The 15,886-nt window shown below is 51.0% G+C and carries 18 protein-coding genes and 1 tRNA gene; 16 read left to right on the top strand and 3 right to left on the bottom strand.

Going from position 1 to position 15,886, the window contains the following annotated elements:
• The first annotated feature begins 39 nt into the window (after positions 1 to 39).
• The 4 genes from HYD27_RS19850 to HYD27_RS19865 are packed head-to-tail and all read left to right on the top strand — an operon-like array spanning position 40 to position 1,682.
• Positions 40 to 435 carry a hypothetical protein gene (locus HYD27_RS19850; protein WP_219218033.1) on the top strand — a complete coding sequence of 132 codons (396 nt, stop codon included), beginning with the start codon at positions 40 to 42 and terminating at the stop codon, positions 433 to 435.
• A 27-nt stretch (positions 436 to 462) separates the two neighbouring features.
• Complete coding sequence (locus HYD27_RS19855; protein ID WP_219218034.1) at positions 463 to 981, top strand: hypothetical protein; 519 nt, start codon at positions 463 to 465, stop codon at positions 979 to 981.
• 55 nt (positions 982 to 1,036) lie between these two features.
• On the top strand, positions 1,037 to 1,498 hold the full coding sequence (locus HYD27_RS19860; RefSeq protein ID WP_219218035.1) for an ArpU family phage packaging/lysis transcriptional regulator: 462 nt from the start codon (positions 1,037 to 1,039) through the stop codon (positions 1,496 to 1,498).
• A complete protein-coding gene (locus HYD27_RS19865; RefSeq protein WP_219218037.1) occupies positions 1,491 to 1,682 on the top strand; it encodes a helix-turn-helix domain-containing protein in 192 nt (63 codons plus the stop codon). Before HYD27_RS19860 ends, HYD27_RS19865 begins: the two co-directional genes overlap by 8 nt.
• Positions 1,683 to 1,822: 140 nt before the next feature.
• Here HYD27_RS19865 and HYD27_RS19870 read toward each other — a convergent pair.
• A tRNA-Val gene (locus tag HYD27_RS19870) sits at positions 1,823 to 1,894 on the bottom strand.
• A 229-nt stretch (positions 1,895 to 2,123) separates the two neighbouring features.
• Here HYD27_RS19870 and HYD27_RS19875 point away from each other — a divergent pair.
• The 10 genes from HYD27_RS19875 to HYD27_RS19920 all read left to right on the top strand — a co-directional run bounded on the left by HYD27_RS19875 (position 2,124) and on the right by HYD27_RS19920 (position 9,759).
• Complete coding sequence (locus HYD27_RS19875) at positions 2,124 to 3,203, top strand: site-2 protease family protein (protein WP_219218039.1); 1,080 nt, start codon at positions 2,124 to 2,126, stop codon at positions 3,201 to 3,203.
• Between the two features lie 68 nt (positions 3,204 to 3,271).
• Positions 3,272 to 3,487 (top strand): hypothetical protein, encoded by a 216-nt coding sequence (locus HYD27_RS19880; RefSeq protein ID WP_219218041.1) that lies wholly within the window; start codon positions 3,272 to 3,274, stop codon positions 3,485 to 3,487.
• Positions 3,488 to 3,601: 114 nt separating this feature from the next.
• Positions 3,602 to 4,045 carry a GNAT family N-acetyltransferase gene (locus HYD27_RS19885; RefSeq protein WP_219218043.1) on the top strand — a complete coding sequence of 148 codons (444 nt, stop codon included), beginning with the start codon at positions 3,602 to 3,604 and terminating at the stop codon, positions 4,043 to 4,045.
• Between the two features lie 91 nt (positions 4,046 to 4,136).
• The gene (locus HYD27_RS19890) at positions 4,137 to 4,370 is read left to right on the top strand and encodes a DUF3892 domain-containing protein (protein ID WP_219218046.1); all 234 of its coding nucleotides are present in this window, start codon (positions 4,137 to 4,139) and stop codon (positions 4,368 to 4,370) included.
• Between the two features lie 241 nt (positions 4,371 to 4,611).
• The gene (locus tag HYD27_RS19895) at positions 4,612 to 6,171 is read left to right on the top strand and encodes a spore germination protein (RefSeq protein ID WP_219218047.1); all 1,560 of its coding nucleotides are present in this window, start codon (positions 4,612 to 4,614) and stop codon (positions 6,169 to 6,171) included.
• A complete protein-coding gene (locus tag HYD27_RS19900) occupies positions 6,168 to 7,331 on the top strand; it encodes a Ger(x)C family spore germination protein (RefSeq protein WP_219218049.1) in 1,164 nt (387 codons plus the stop codon). The genes HYD27_RS19895 and HYD27_RS19900 overlap by 4 nt, the downstream gene beginning before the upstream one ends.
• A complete protein-coding gene (locus HYD27_RS19905) occupies positions 7,328 to 7,486 on the top strand; it encodes a hypothetical protein (RefSeq protein WP_219218050.1) in 159 nt (52 codons plus the stop codon). Before HYD27_RS19900 ends, HYD27_RS19905 begins: the two co-directional genes overlap by 4 nt.
• A gap of 58 nt (positions 7,487 to 7,544) precedes the next feature.
• Positions 7,545 to 8,645 (top strand): GerAB/ArcD/ProY family transporter, encoded by a 1,101-nt coding sequence (locus tag HYD27_RS19910; protein WP_219218051.1) that lies wholly within the window; start codon positions 7,545 to 7,547, stop codon positions 8,643 to 8,645.
• A gap of 148 nt (positions 8,646 to 8,793) precedes the next feature.
• Entirely contained in the window at positions 8,794 to 9,345 is a 552-nt protein-coding gene (locus HYD27_RS19915; RefSeq protein WP_219218052.1) for a flagellar hook assembly protein FlgD, read from the top strand.
• Positions 9,346 to 9,435: 90 nt separating this feature from the next.
• Positions 9,436 to 9,759, top strand: coding sequence for a DUF1292 domain-containing protein (locus tag HYD27_RS19920; protein ID WP_019911532.1), 324 nt, complete (start codon positions 9,436 to 9,438; stop codon positions 9,757 to 9,759).
• Between the two features lie 1,271 nt (positions 9,760 to 11,030).
• On the opposite strand, the gene HYD27_RS19925 is transcribed toward HYD27_RS19920, so the two are convergent.
• Positions 11,031 to 12,506, bottom strand: coding sequence for an aminotransferase class I/II-fold pyridoxal phosphate-dependent enzyme (locus HYD27_RS19925; protein WP_219218053.1), 1,476 nt, complete (start codon positions 12,504 to 12,506; stop codon positions 11,031 to 11,033).
• 91 nt (positions 12,507 to 12,597) lie between these two features.
• Here HYD27_RS19925 and HYD27_RS19930 point away from each other — a divergent pair, with 91 nt between their 5' ends.
• Entirely contained in the window at positions 12,598 to 13,887 is a 1,290-nt protein-coding gene (locus HYD27_RS19930) for an MFS transporter (RefSeq protein ID WP_219218054.1), read from the top strand.
• Between the two features lie 110 nt (positions 13,888 to 13,997).
• Here HYD27_RS19930 and HYD27_RS19935 read toward each other — a convergent pair whose 3' ends face one another.
• Positions 13,998 to 14,621 (bottom strand): YktB family protein, encoded by a 624-nt coding sequence (locus tag HYD27_RS19935; protein WP_219218055.1) that lies wholly within the window; start codon positions 14,619 to 14,621, stop codon positions 13,998 to 14,000.
• A 409-nt stretch (positions 14,622 to 15,030) separates the two neighbouring features.
• Here HYD27_RS19935 and HYD27_RS19940 point away from each other — a divergent pair, with 409 nt between their 5' ends.
• Complete coding sequence (locus tag HYD27_RS19940; protein ID WP_219218056.1) at positions 15,031 to 15,627, top strand: hypothetical protein; 597 nt, start codon at positions 15,031 to 15,033, stop codon at positions 15,625 to 15,627.
• Positions 15,628 to 15,886: the final 259 nt, after the last annotated feature.

A 15,886-nucleotide genomic window follows, 5' to 3' on the forward strand; every position in this document is an offset into this window, starting at 1 on the left:
GGGGGCAATCCCCCTCTCCTACGGGGAGGAATGGCGTTTATGAGTAGTGACAAAATCGTTATGAATCTACCACCTGGGCATGAGTTGAACAGGCTGGTGGAAGAAGCTTTGAGCGAATATGTAGAATGCGTCCATGATGCTGCTGGCATGGTATTCCGGTGGTCAGAGTCCGGGAAAGAAGCATTGGAGCTTTGGGGATATATCGAAGAAAACGTTGGAGAGGCTGGAGTCCTGCGCATGCCGGACGCTCCTTCTATCATCCGCCATTTTGCCAGCGTGGGAGATTCAGAGAGTAATGTATCAGTCTGGACCAGCGACTGGAAGGAATCGCTTTGCAAGGCTTTCCTGCTCTATCAGGCGGGGTATCGTGGGGAATACATGCATCCAAAGTGGGAAGAGGCTGAACGAAACGCACCTAAACGAATTACCCAATAAACCCAAATTCGAGAGGAGCAATTATAAATGAAAATCCAAGTAGCAGCACACTTCAACAAGCAGACCAAGGACTCCAAGAAGGAACTGGTACAGTTCCACGTAAAAGGCGAAGACGAGAAGAAGCCAGAGCTGAATGCTATGACACGTTCGGTTGTCCTTCTCAGTATCGAAGGCGTAGAAAAATCGCTGACCACTGAATTCAGCAAAAGCACCAAGGACGCCAAGAAGACGGTACTTGAATTTATCGTTAAGGGAGACACCTCGTCTGAACACTCCTATGAGTTTTACCGAAAAGCAGGCTCGGATGTAGTGCTGGACATTGCCGAGTCACAAATGAGCATTGAAGAATTCCGGGGTGACGAGGAATACGACGACGAAGAACACGACGAGCCGCGCGAAGGTGTTCACGGCAAACTCAATCCAGACGGCACGGTGGACGTAGACGATCCAAATCAATTGACCCTGGAGGATACGCAGGGAGACACCGAGGGCGGCGAAGACGGCCCGGTAATACCTGAAGGTGATTCAGACGATCTGCCGTTCTAATTGCTCAATCCCCGGCTTCGGCTGGGGGGACTCTTTTACAGTGAGGTGATAGCAGGTGCAACAGAGCTTCCTGCCTGAGATAGATAGAGAGAGGACGCAGGCTGCCGTTGAGGCTGCGCTTGAGAAGTATCGGATGAACAAATTTCTTTCATTCGAAGAACGTGAGGCAAGTACAACCGCAACTTGGTCGGACTCCCCAAAAGGATTCACGGGAAATACTACAGACCAGACCGCTAGCATAGCCATTCATAATGTCGATACCAAAGCAGCGCAGCGAGAGTATTGTGAACGGATCGAGCGCATTGTCCGAAGGCTGCCGCGAATGGAAAAGTTCCTAATAGAGGAACGCTACATGACTAACGAACATGATTACATCACACACGAGAAAGTGTATTCGTTCAGCTTCAAGCCGCCGATCAGTGCGGGGACTTATAAGAAAATTCGCTGGAAGGCATTTTACAAGCTGGCTCTTGATTTGAATTTGATTGTGGAAAAGGAGAGTGATAAAGGTGAGTGATAGCGCATATAAGTCAACTTCTGATTTGCCTGCTGTGCTCTCGGCAAAGGAAGTGCAGGAGATATTAGGGATTGGGGAAAGGCAAACCTATGAACTCCTAAACTCCGAACAATTTCATATCGTCCGAGTTGGCCGAATGATTAAGGTGTCTAAGGATGTCTTTCTCAAATGGTTGGAAGGATAAAAAATAGTGGTGCCATAATAGGCACCACTTTTGCGTTAGTCCACTACAGGGCACCAAAATGGCACCAAATCACTAAATGATTCAATGAGACAACAGGCTGACCAAAAGAAAAAGCCTTATAAAATAAGGCTTCCCCAGTATAGGACGGATGGGGTTCGAACCCATGACCCCTACCCTGTCAAGATAGTGCTCTCCCGCTGAGCTACCGTCCTGCAACGAAATTTATAATACCACAGGATGTGAGATGAAGGCAATATCTTTTTCAGAACTGATCCAAGATTCTGTTGCCGGGTGATGTTAGCCGGCTGCAGAAGGGGGTTCTTATGTCTCCTGGCATCGGCGGTAGTACCTTGACCGGTCTTGATTATCCGCCGGAGAGTGGAATCGCTACCTTCAAGATGATAATCTTAAACTTAAACAACGATAAAAGGAGCAAAGAATTTGCCGCAACCAACTGAGGAAAAGAATAAAACCTCCGCCGGACTGAAATGGCTGGGGGGCGGGGCAGCTATGCTGCTCCTGAAGGGAAAGGCGATTTTATCTTTGCTCAAGCTCGGCAAAATCGCCGGTCCGCTGATATCCATGCTGTTCTCCGTGTGGGCGTACGCGCTGATCTATCCCTGGCAGTTCGCCATTGGATTTGTGCTGCTGCTGTTTGTCCATGAGCTGGGGCACGTGATTGCCGCAAAGAGAATCGGGCTCCCGGTAAGCGCTCCGCTGTTTATTCCTTTTCTGGGAGCTTTAATCACCATGAAAAAACAGCCGCTTGATGCGAAAATGGAGGCTTATATAGCCTTCGGCGGTCCTCTTCTGGGCACCGCAGGCGCGGCAGTTGTTTTTGCGTTCGCGTACTATTACCACAGTCCGCTCCTGTATTCGCTGTCCTACATCGGATTTCTTCTTAATCTGTTGAACCTGCTGCCGATTCACCCGCTGGATGGGGGGCGCATCGCGACTGCGGTCACACGCTGGCTGTGGCTGGCGGGGCTGATCGGTGGTTTGGGCGTGATTCTGTATCTGAAATCGATTCTGTTCCTGATCATCTGGCTGCTGTTCGCTTATGATCTGTACAAGAAATATATCGGCCGGCGCAAGAACGCCCAGCCGAGAACGGTATTGCTCAGATTTCTGATCCCTGTAGAGCATTTGCGGGAGCAGGGTTATCTGATTCCGGGTCCGGAACACACAAGAGACCTGCCGTTTACCACCTACAGCGATTTGGAGCGGCAGCAGTATATCGGTATACGCTATGAAAGCCTGAATTATTACGGAACCGCCAGACTTCCTGTGCAGAGTATCCCGCAAAAGGTCAGGCTGACCCGGATTGAACAGATTATGACGGAGTCCGGACTGCATTTGAATGCGGAATGCGAGGTTCAATTCACCGTGTTTGAGAACGACAGATATTATGATGTGCCGCCAGGTACCCGCTGGAAATACGGAGCTGCTTATTTTGCGCTCGCGGGATGCCTTGGCATCCTGATGTATTTGGTGCATGCAGTGGGGAATGTAAATCTGTAATCTGCCGTTTAGCAAGGCTCCAAACCGTCAAAGCTGTAAAAAAGCTAAAGGATAGGAGGAGTATGCTTATGCGCAGAAATATATGGCGGAAAGCTGCGGTCTGTTTGTTGGTGCTTCTGGGCACAGCGGGGTGTGCGGCGCAGGATCAGGCCCCGGGGGCAGTGGAAATCCGCAGGATGACAGATCTGGACGGGCCTCTGGACCGCACAGACAGCACACTGTCGCCGGTTATGCAGGATGTATATGACCGTTCCATCCCTGAAGAGGTCTATTCCGTCCAGTAACACCGCATTTAAGAACAGATGCCGGGATTTCTTGTCTCACTCTGTACAGAGAAATAGAATTTCTGTATAATGGGTCAACTATCGTTGTGACCTGTTGAGAGGAGACAAAGGGAAATGGCTGCAGAAATTGTACATGTGACTACGGATGAACAGCTCCAATTGGGACTGGACATCCGCAAAAAGGTATTTGTTGAAGAACAGAAGGTGCCGCTGGAAGAGGAGCTGGACGAATATGATGTCATTGGCGACAACGCGCATCATGTGCTGCTGCTGGATGAAGGCATCCCGGTAGCTACGGGCAGACTGATATACTATAAAGCCGGCACGGCCAAAATGCAGCGTATTGCTGTGCACAAGGCATACCGCAGCAAGGGATACGGCCGGGTCCTGCTGCTGGCGCTGGAAGAGCTGGCCCGGGAGGTCGGGCTGGAAGCCTCTGTTCTGGACGCGCAGTGCCACGCTGAAGAGTTTTATGCCAAGCTGGGCTACAAGGTGATATCCCCAGAGCCTTTCTATGATGCGGGAATCCTCCATGTACGAATGGAAAAGCCGCTGTAACCGGGCAGTGATACATACTCTTTCGCGGCGGGGGACATGCTAGGACTGAGCCTGATAATGGCCAATCCAAACGCGAAGGAGAGAATCCTAAGTGAACAGTGCAAGGGAACGGTTTATAGCGGCCCAACGTAATGGTGACGGCGACTTGACCAGCTTCCAGACCTCATCGGGCCGGGTGCTTGATTACCAGGAGGCACTGCGTGAGGTTCAGGCGGGTGCCATTGCCGGTGTGAATGTTTTCAAAGGCAAGGACGGAGAAATGTACATCCGCGGAGATGCAGATGGCGATCCAACGAACAATCTGGATCAGCTACCGCAGTTTTAAAAGGCGGCATAGATAAAACGGCCGGACAGGCGTCGATTGACGCAGCTGTCCGGCCGTTTTTGTGTTCTGATCCAGAGCGGAGCCCGTGCCCTGGCTTAAGCAGACGAAGCACCGGGTGCATAGTCCTTTGAGAAATGGTGGATAATGTGTGTACCGCTGTGCCAGAGCCTATGCTTCCGAGGCGCTTTTTGTACGAAGCGGCCCAATGTTGTCAAGATTACTAACTTATAGGAGGGTGCCAATGTTCTCGCTGTTCCGAAAACCGAGTGTGAGACTCAGAAACACTTCTCAGAGCCCTGCTCCTCCTTCGGCGGCGGGGGTCGAGCCGGGAACGGAGCTGAAAGAGCGGCTGGAGTGGTTCAGGCTTCGCCTGGCCGATTGCTACGATGTGATTATACATTCTATGGCAGACAGCGGGAGGAAGTATGGTCTTATTTATGTCAGCGGTATGGTCAATGTTGAAATGATTCAGGAGGGTCTGATCAATCTGATCCTGGACCGGGATGAAAATGGCTGTGAGAGCAAAGGTTCAGCTGTTGACTTCAATACCCTTTTGTTCAGTGCCTGCACGGTGGTCGACAATCATAATGAGGCGCTGCGTTTTATTCTTGAGGGAGAAGTGCTGCTGATTATTGACGGAGACCTGAGGATGATAACCTATCCCTTCAATAACTACGAGAAGAGGAGCATCGGCGAAGCGCAGAATGAGGTGGTGATTCGCGGTTCCCGGGAAGCGTTCATTGAGGATCTCCATACGAATGTCACGATGCTCCGCAGGCGAATCCGAAGCCCCGAGCTTAAGCTGCTTCATATGCAGATCGGCAAGCACACGATGACTGAGGTTGTTATTGCTTATATGAATGGCATTTGCCGGCCGGAGCTCCTGAAGGAAATACGGCACAGGCTGTCCGGGATTCATATTGACGGGGTGCTGGAAAGCAGCTACCTGGAGGAATTCATCGAAGACCACCCGTACTCGCCGTTTCCGCAAATTCAGAATTCGGAGCGGCCGGATACGGCGGCAGCGGCGCTTTTGGAAGGAAGAGTGGTCATTTTTACCGATGGCACCCCCATTGTGCTGATTGCACCGGTAACCTTTCCTGTTTTTTTTCAATCCCCGGAAGATTATTACCAGCGATCCTATGCTTCTACCTGGATCCGCTGGATCCGGTACACGTTTATGATGGTGTCCCTGCTGGCCCCATCCTTCTATATTGCCTTGACTACCTATCATCCGGAGATGATACCGGCGAGTCTGCTGTTCAGTATTGCCGCTGCCCGGGAGCCTGTACCCTTTCCGGCTTTATTTGAGGCGCTGATTATGGAGATTACCTTTGAGGGCTTGCGGGAAGCCAGCATCAGAATTCCGTCTGCCGTCGGGCAGGCCGTTTCCATATTGGGGACGCTTGTCATTGGGGAAGCGGCTGTACGGGCGGGCATCGTATCTTCTCCTATGGTTATTATTGTTTCGCTGACAGGAATAGCCTCCTTTATCGTGCCAAGCTACAGCTTGGGGCTGACGCTGCGTCTGATCCGTTTTCCCATTATGTTCCTGGCGGGCAGCTTTGGACTGCTGGGGCTGTCGCTCGGGATATATCTGTTGCTGCTGCATTTGGTTGTGCTCACTTCTTTGAGGGTGCCTTACATGACTCCGGTTGCACCATTGAAGTGGAAGGATATTAAGGATACATTGATCAGGGCTCCATGGAGGCTGATGAAGGTCCGGCCTTCTGCTTTTGGAAATCAGCCCACCATGCGAATGAATACTTCACAACACAATGATGGGGATGACCGGGATTGAGAAACCTGACTTCGGCTGCAAGAATAACGCTCCTTCTTCTTCTTGTGGCCCAACTGCTGCTTTCCGGCTGCTGGTCAAGGATAGAAATCAACGACAGGCTGCTGGTCGTGGCTATGTTTATTGATGAGGCTGCAGACAATTCGGTTCAATTAACGCTCGGCTATGCCAAGCCCAATCAGATTTCCTCGCAATCCGGCGGCGAAGCTCCAAGCACGGAGGCGCCTTATGCAACTGTAAGCGGCAAGGGAAGGAATATTTCCGAGGCTTACCGCAATATTCAGACCAACATTTCCCGTGAAATATTCTGGGGACAGGTCAAAATGATTGTGGTTGGGGAGACCTGCGCCCGCAAGGGACTCGCTCCGCTGTTGGATTTCGTAGACCGGAAATCAGGCATCCCTTTGAAGACTTACATTCTGGTTGCCAAAGGTGAAGCGAGAGAGGTGGCGGATTTCCCTACACAAATAGAGAAATTTCCGAGCGAAGTCTTTCGTGAGCTGGTGACACGCAAAAAAGTAATATCCGGCAGTGTGAAGCACTTCCTCACCGCCGAGGAATACGGAAGAGGCATGATCCTGGGCTATGTGGCTGCCAATACAGACAAATCAAGCGGAACCCAGATAACGGTGCTGGGCTCCGCCCTGTTTCAGGACAGTGCAATGACCGGCAAAATGGACAGTTATACAACGAGAGGGGCAATGTGGTTGAGGGGCAATATCAAGGATGCTGTCATAACGTTTGCTTCACCAACCGACGGAAAGCTAATCAGTATTCTGGTTATGGATGCCAAATCAAAGATCGTTCCCCATGTAAGGGGGAGCGAGATTTCCTACACGCTGCAGCTGGATGTTGAGAGCATCATCGATTCTTCAGAATCGGCAATTGACCTGGAGGACCCGTCGGTGCTCTCCAATCTGGAGAGCCTGCTGAGTGAACAGATCGAGGAAAGGATTCAGAAAGCATTTCAGGAGTCACAGAAATCCGCAACGGATGCTTACCAGCTTGGCGCTTATCTAGCCTGGTATTATCCCAAGGTGTGGAAAGCCAGCAATAAGGACTGGTCCAGCATCTATAAAGAGAGAGTCCGGCTTAACGTGGAGACGAAGGCAAGAATCCGCCTAATGGGAGCGATGAAAAATCCGGAGGAGGCTGGCCGGTGATAGCGACAATGGTTTTTTACCTGATTATGTTTGGGACTGAATGGATCTACCTGCGGCATCATCAGCGGAAAATACGCACCTTCCTGATTACATTTGGTGTGATGCTTGTCTCCTTGCTGTGCAACCTGCTGCTTATCGGGCTCGGGGGCGCCTAGAGCCCCGATTACATTCATTGAAGCTATTCTGCAATTTTAACCGGTAAGGAGAGTTACAGTGAAAAGCATATCCCCAGGCCAGCTAGTTATGCTGATGAGCATCTATTTGTACTCCGAAACAGCCGGCTTTCTGTCGGCTCCGATTGCCAAAACCGCTTCCTACAATGCGGTGGTTTCCTTGTGCCTTGGAGCTTGCATGGGATATGTTATTATGCTGTTCAGCACGGCTCTGGCCCGGTTGAATCTGGACGAGTATTTTGCTGTATTCGGCAAGTATATTCTCGGCAAATGGCTCCATTACCCGTTGATCTTTATGCTGATAGCCTATTGTTTGCACAGGGCGTCCATGACCACGCGCAATCTGGGGGATTTTTTGCTTGTCAATCATTTGCCGACGACTCCGGAGGCGGTTATTCTTGTGCTGGTGGGGACCGGAGTGGCCTTTACGGTGAGGGCGGGGGTCCAAGCGATTGCGCGGGTGGCGGAGGTGCTGTTTTTTATAAATATCCTGCTGTTTGTCATGTTGACCCCGCTTCTGCTCGGAGTTGAAATCCAAATTCCGATGGTGAGGGCTTTCGTGACCAATTTTAATCCGGTGCAAACAGCGGCGGGAATGTTTCAGGCTACCCCATGGTTTGGCGACGGGTTTGTCATCCTGTTCCTGTACCCTCATCTTAAACAGCATCTGAAAGTTAACCGGATGCTTTTTAGAGGGCTGCTGATTTCGCTCGGACTGATTCTCTCTTATCTGATCCCCTCCATCCTGGCCTTTGGTCCGGCGCTCACAGGGAAAATGACCTACCCGGTAATGGAGTACGTGAGAATGCTGCGGATTGCCGACTTTATTGAAACGCTGGACCCGTTCTTGACGATCCTGTGGATACCGGCCATTATTGTGAAGATCAGCCTGCTGATATATGCAGCGGTGGTTAGCCTGGCCAGAATCTTTGCCCTGAAGGATTTTAAACCGCTGTCCTTTTCGGTCACGGCGCTGGTCACCGGCTATTCGATTCATTTTACCGGAAATTCAACGAATCTACTTAACTTTATGACAGTGGACTGGCCAGCCTTTGCGTTGACCATGCAGTTGATTCCAGTATTGTATTGGACCGTGGGAAAGCTGCGCGGCAAAAATTCGGCTATGAAAAAGGCGCGGTGACCGCAGAAGCGGCCGGCTTTCCTTCCCGGATATATGCGCGTGCGGCTCTATGGCTAAAAGAAAGAAATAATTCCCTGCCACTGCCGCAACTTGTTGTTATTTTTGCAGTATACATTAACAGCATGAATTACTTGGAGGGTCTCTAGCGATGAGATGGAAAAAAATTGCTCTGTGTGTGGTCATATTTTCCTTAATGGGTGGCTCCTTATTATTCGCGGACGCGGTAAATCAGAAGATCAGAGTATGGAGCAACGGCAAGGAAATAGCCGATGGCGGTTACTTAATTGACGGCAAAGCATATATCCCGGCCAGAGAGGCGGGGGGGATTGTCAATTGGGAAAATTCAGGCAAGCTGACCATCCTCAAGCCGAATGTGCATATTGTGCTGTTCAAGGGTGACAACGTCTTTGGCAATGTGAATGTCGGCAAGCTCAAAATCAAGGTGCTGACCCAGGTAGACAGCTTAACCGAGGATGTTGCAGCTGTGAAGGTGGCGATTACGGACCCTTCCGGCAATGTGAAGGACATCCAGTCGCAGGAGCTTGGAAACTCAAAGAAAGAGGATTTCTGGTTCCCGACCTCGGAATTCACCTATGATTTCAAGGATGCGGGCAAGTATCGGGTGGGCTTCTACATCAAACCTTCCAAAGGCGCGGATTATATACTTGTGTCAGAGAAAGTAATCACTGCTCTGCAATAGCCGATGGCGGGCTCCCTCAAATTGACCTGAACTTACCTACGTGTTACGATACCAAATGTAGGATAAATCAATTTAAAGTGAGGTATTTCAATGAGCGATCACAAACATGAGCATGGCCATGAACATGGTGAAGCATGCGGTTGCGGACATGATCACGACCATGAGCATGAGGAATTTGTGCTGACCTTGACGAACGAGCAGGGCGAAGATGTGGAAATGGTGCTGGTAGAAACGTTCGACGTAGGCGAGAAGCTATACGCTCTGCTGCTGGAACGCGAAAACCCTGAAGCGGATGGCATCATTCTTCGCATGGAAGAAGAAGATGAAGAAATGGTTCTGTACAACATTGAAGATGAAGCTGAATGGAAAGCTGTTGAAGAAGCTTACAACGAGCTGCTTGCCCAGCAAGAATAGATTTCAGTGAAGCAACTTGGGACTTGCTGTCTTGGACAAGACCGCAAATCCCGTCAGCAAAAGAGGCTGTCCCATAAGTGGATTTTCTATAACGGGAGACAGTTCTCTTCATTCTTAAAGCCGCAAAAAGCAAGCAAGGCAGCGATTCATCCGTTATTCGGGAATCGCTGCCTTGCTTTTGGTCAAATATAAGAATTTATATGTTTCACGCTATCAATTATCCTTCTATTTTTGGAGAAACGGGTGGACGGCGAAGCCGTTTCTTCTTAAAAGATCAGAATTTATATGTTTTGGGGTCCCCGCAAAGTACCTGAGTCATCATCGAAGCCAAGGCCCCACTTTGTGGGGTTATTTTACGTAGGCTGTTGGAGTGGACGCTCCGCGAACGGATCGTTGTCCGGGTCGCAGTGCTCTCCAGATCTATTTCATACCCCTTAGGAGCTGCGAGGAAATGAGTACCCGCTTTTGTTGACAAAAGCTCCACGGTTTTGGGAGTTTTGTCAACAATGCAGCGGTACTTTATTTCGTCGCAGTCTCTTGGCGGTGAAAATCCGGAGACCCAGGCTGCCGCTGTTCCGCGGGTCCGTCCGCTCCGATGGTTAAGCGGAGGCGGTTCTGTAATCTTTAAAAAACACAATAAAGAAACTTAATGTATATGAAATGAACCGGCTTATATGAATTGAACCGGCGAACCTGAAAACGCTGATGGAACGCAAGGAGATTCATAGGTAACGGAAGCGAAGTGTAAAAAGTAACACTAATGGGCTGGAATTCTGGCTTGAACGGGCTTTAGTGGGATTTTGTACACTTAATAGAGGCCCGCTCCCTCCATACGGCTGATTTCAGCCGGATTAGTTGTACTTTTTCCCACTAGGGATGATCTAGTCTCCGAATGAGGTGGATTAGTTATCCTTTTTACCACTAAAATGGCTGCCCTTTGGATGAATGGTTCAAGTGGGTCCATGGACTATTGAATGTACAAAGGAACCTCTCCTTTGAAATGGTTGTGTGGTAACTCCATTTTAGCAAAAGAGAGGGTCTTTTGTGTTTTTAAGAGTATTCTTACGTATTCCACTTGAACAGTGGAGAGGACGGACTGATTGTGGAAAAGCGGTAGCGGTCGCCTTTGTCCCCGGATTTTCACCGTTAAGTAGAATAAAAAAAATCTGGGGACAACAGCGATTGGAACAACGGTCCGTTCTCGGAGCGTCCTCACCACGCGCTTACGTATATCTTGCTCAAAAAACGAGGGCTGTCTCTCTGGGGGGACATCAGGAGATCGGCTCTGCCTCCACGATGACTTTGATGTTCGTGATGCTGCGGTCCTCGGGGCCTTTGACCGGCAGCCCGATTTCCACATGGTCAATGATATAGTCGATGTTATCCTGGGTAATAACTTCACCAGGGAGCAGAATCGGAATCCCCGGAGGATAGACGTAAATGAATTCTGCGATAATATAGCCTGCGGATTCGCGGAACGGAACCAGCTGGGTGTCCGCATAGAACGCATCCCGGGGAATCAGCGCCAGCTGCGGAATTTCCGGCACCTGCACCTTAAGCTCATAAATTTCGCCTTTGCTGTAATGAATGGCCGAGAGCACCCGCAGTGCAGCAATCAGCTTATCTACAGATTCCTGGGTATCTCCAGGCGTAATCAGGCAAAGAATGTTATACATGTCACTAAGCTCAACTTCAATGTTGTATTTCTGGCGCAGCCAGTTCTCGGTTTCGTAACCGGTGATGCCAAGGTGGCGCACATGAATGTTCAGCTTGGTCGGGTCGATATTAAAGGTTGCTTCTGTGCCGAGAATTTCTTTGCCGAAGCTGTAGAGGCCTTCAATGCCGTTAATGGCATCGCGGGCATAGTTGGACAGGGCGATAGTTCTTGCAGCCATCTCGTGGCCGTTCAGGGCCAGATTGCGTCTGGAGGTATCCAGGGATGCCAGCAGAATATATGATGTTGAAGTTGTGGTCAGCATGCTGAGAATCGTCTGAACCCGCTGCGGGTTGACCAGGCCGGTTTTGGCATTCAGGTTGAGCACCGAGCTCTGTGTCATGGAGCCGCCCAGCTTGTGTACGCTGGTTGCCGCCAAATCCGCTCCGGCCTGCATGGCCGATACGGGGAGATCCTCATGAAAATGAATCAATACTCCATGTGCCTCGTCCACCAGTACGGGAACCCCGTAGCTGTGGGCCAGGTCGACAATCGAACGCAAATCGGCACAAACGCCAAAATACGTAGGATTGATAACAAGTACACCCTTGGCATCGGGATGGCGCCTTAAGGCCTTCTCCAGTGCACTGGTGGTAATACCGTGATCTATCCCAAGATTCTCATCCTGTACAGGAGAGACAAAAACAGGCTTGGCTCCGGAGAAAATAATGGCCGACATCACTGATTTGTGAATGTTGCGCGGCACAATAATTTTATCTCCTTCCGAGCAGACAGAGAGGATCATAGTCATGATGGCATTGCTCGTGCCCTGTACGCTGAAATACGTATAGTCGGCGCCGAAAGCCTCCGCAGCCAGCTTCTGAGCTTCAAGAATTACGCCGGTAGGCTGATGAAGGTCATCAAGCGGTGCGATGTTGATCAAATCTATGGATAGAGCGTTATCGCCGATAAACTCACGGAATTCGGCATCGGTTCCTAGCCCCTTCTTATGCCCGGGAATATGAAATTGAACGGGGTTCCCGGCGGCATGCTTTTTAAGAGCGGTGAAGAGGGGAGTTGCATGTTGATCCATTTAATGCTGTCACAACCTTTCGTGAAGATTAATTTTTTCAAGCAAGCCTCAGTATAACAAATCAATCACCATAATACTAGGATGTGATGGAATGTCTGGCAAAGTAGCGCAGCGTGTGCATATCAGTTTGGCTTCACCGTTCATTTTGGAAATGTGGGCGATCATATTCTTGGTGGAATTCGTCAAGGGATCACTGCTTGTAGCTCTGCTGCCGGTCTATATGGAGAATATTCTCGGCCTGTCGGTGACAGTCGTCGGCTTCTCCTTTGCGATGCAATATCTGGGCGACAATCTTTTCCGCAGCCCGTCCGGCTGGGTCATGGAGCGCATCGGATACCGCTGGACCATGACGGGGGCCCTGCTGCTGATTCTGGTGTCGCTCGGTATGATAATCTACGCCAGAGACGCGGTTTGGTTGTCTGCGGCCTGTCTGATTCTCGGCATCGGAACCTCGCCGCTGTGGCCCTGCACCATGACCGGAATCACGGAGCTGGCGGGTTCAACGGAAAGCGGAAGCAGCGGGGCGGCCATGGGGGCGGTAGAGATGGCCTCGCTGGCCGGAACCGGCATCGGCCCGATCACATTCAACTTTCTGATGGACCATGGCGGACAGAGCTACCGGACAGTATTCCTGGTGCTGATGGGCTGTGCCGCGGCCGTCGCAGCCGTCGCACTTCTTCTGCCGTCAAGGATCGGGGATCATGCGCCGCATGCGGTTGTCCGTGACATGAGAGGTGAAGGGGCGGCGGCTGTGCGCGGACGGATGCAGCCGCTGGAGAGTCTGAAGCGGACGCTGCATCAGGTCAGAACCTCGCTGAAGGTCAGCCGCCTGCTGTTTCCGGCACTGTTCCTGCAGGCCTTTGCAATTGGCCTTATGACCCCGGTGGTGACCCTGTTCGCCCGTTCAGAGCTGCATGTGACGCCCAATCAGTTCAGCCTGCTGCTGATCGCAGGAGGGGGCATCACTGTGCTGGCCCTGATTCCGGCGGGAAGGCTGGTGGACCGGATCGGAACAACCGTCTTCCTTAACATCGGCTTCCTGCTCGCTGCAGGCTCGCTGGCCTTCTTTTCCCAGGTGCGCTGGCTGCCGCTCGTCTACTGCGCAGTTGCGCTGGTAGGCATAAGCTATGCGCTGATTCTGCCCGCGTGGAATGCATTTCTGGCCAAACAGGTGCCGAGGGGAGAGCGGGGAACCGTGTGGGGGCTGTTCCTGACCCTGCAGGGCTCCGGCATGGTGGCGGGTCCCGTTCTCTCGGGCAAGCTATGGGATTCTGTGGGACACAGCACTCCGTTTCTGGCCAGCGCCTGCGTTATGGTGCTGCTGTTCGGGCTGCATCTGCTCATTATCCATAGAACCAAGCTGAAGAACGGGACAAGCTGAGACGGTGGCTCGAGGGACAGCAAAAGCCGCAGGCAGCCGGGAAATGCCGGAAGCCTGCGGCTTTTGCTGAAATAGTAAGGAAGTACATATTTCAGAACTTTGCGGAGAGCTTAAAAGGACATGCGGTAGAGCGGAAGGAGCGTCTCAAAGGTCTGCCGGATCACTGCGAGAAGCTTGCCGCCATCGGACAAAAGCGGGTCCTCCCGGTCAATGCGCAGTCCGCAGGTAACTTCGGCTTTCTTGACCTCCTTAAGCCTGCGGGACAGCTCGGCGAATGCCGGCTGGTCCATATCGGCGTGCAGGGTTCCGCGCGAATCCAGATGATCTGCAGACCAGAAGTAATTGCCGGGCAGCCCCTCCCGAATGTCGTCCATATTCCGCAGCAGCGACTCGGCGAACGTCACCTTATTGCCGCTTTCATAGATGATGGCAAAAACAATAAACAGATGGCTCTCAAACATGCCAACCTGAAAGTGCGGCAGCGCCTTATATCCTCGTTTATTCGGACCCCAGGCAACCCAGGTATCGTTCGGCGCGTGGACCGTGCGGCGGGCGTGCTTGGCTACATGCGGGAACATTTCTTCCCCGGTAAGCGCGGACAGGAAGGGGGCGGCTTCGTCTCCCAGCTCATTCAGCCTGGGGCGGACCGCGGCAATCAGCGCGTCCATGCGCGGCTCCAGACCGTCAATGCGGAAAACATCAAAATCAGCGGTGGAAAATCCTTGAAATGGCATTACCGTATCTCCTCGCATAAATTTTGGTTTGAAAATTAAATAAAGACAGCCGGTTGCAGTCTGCATAGCTTCCAGAACCGGTCCGGCAGGCGGTTATTTGCGGCTAAAGCGGGACAAAGCGTTTGGAAATGGAGCAAAGCGGGTAAAAATAGTCAATAAACCAAGTTACCGCTACATAAAATGAAGTATAAAATAAGAGTAAGATTAATGCAAAACAAGTGGAAACGGCTTTGCCGTCCTTAATAAGGAAGGTATCCGTTTCAGCGAGAAAGATAAGGCTAATTTATACGGAAACATATAAATTCTTATCTTTTTTAATATGTCAAGTGGAGGTCCGGCAGTCGGTTCTACTCTGAGTTAAGCTAATGAGGCTAGCTTTGCTGAAACTAAGCAGTTAGGGGGGAGTGCCGTGAACAAAAACGACGAAGTCGAGTACTGCAATCTGGAGCTGCGCTTTGACAGACAGCATATCCAGGATCTGATCAAGGACCTGATTAAGGAAGGCTATTCCCTGTATTGGAGCGAGAATGAGAATGTTTTTCTTATTTCGGTGCGCACCGGCCGCAAGCTTGTGAAGCTGCGCTTCCAGCGGATTAAGGACGGCTTCAAGCTGGTGGGAGATTATATGATCCGTGATGCGCGCCTGTCCGAGTGGATGGAGAAGCTGATTGGGGATATGCGGGGGCATGCCGTCGTCAAGCGGTTCCGCGACCGCCAGATTATTATTGAGAATATTTTATTCGGCGAAGTCATCCGGCTGGTGGAAATTTCCGGGTATCAGCAGCGTGTGCTCTACCAGAAGGGGCCTCTGCTCTCCGATCAGGAGCTGACCAAGCTTTTCTATTCCGTGGAAGGCGAAGAGCGGATACGTGACCGCAGGCTGGAGGTGGATGAGCAGCTCGACCTTTTGCATCAGGCGCTTGAGTCCAAGGACACAGAACTGATCGAAGCATGCAATGCCAAGCTGCTTGTGCTGACCAGGGAATTGAATATGCTTGAATGGTGACAAACCATCGTTTACTTAAGGCCAGGGCATCCCGCATAACGGGGTGCCCTGTGCTGTGCAGCTCACCTGTGTGCAGGGGTTCACTTCTGGCGGCAAAAACGTTAAAATAGTCATTGTGAGCAATTTCCATGATTACGCAGGAATTTGTCAATGAAATTGATCTCTTTCATGCAGGCTGAACTTTGCTGTCCCTGACAAAGGATGGTATTCTAATACTGCGAGAAATGGATTTCACAAAAAATATAAGAGGCAAAGGGTG

This window comes from Paenibacillus sp. S150 (genome assembly GCF_019352175.1).
GTDB lineage: Bacteria > Bacillota > Bacilli > Paenibacillales > Paenibacillaceae > Paenibacillus_AQ.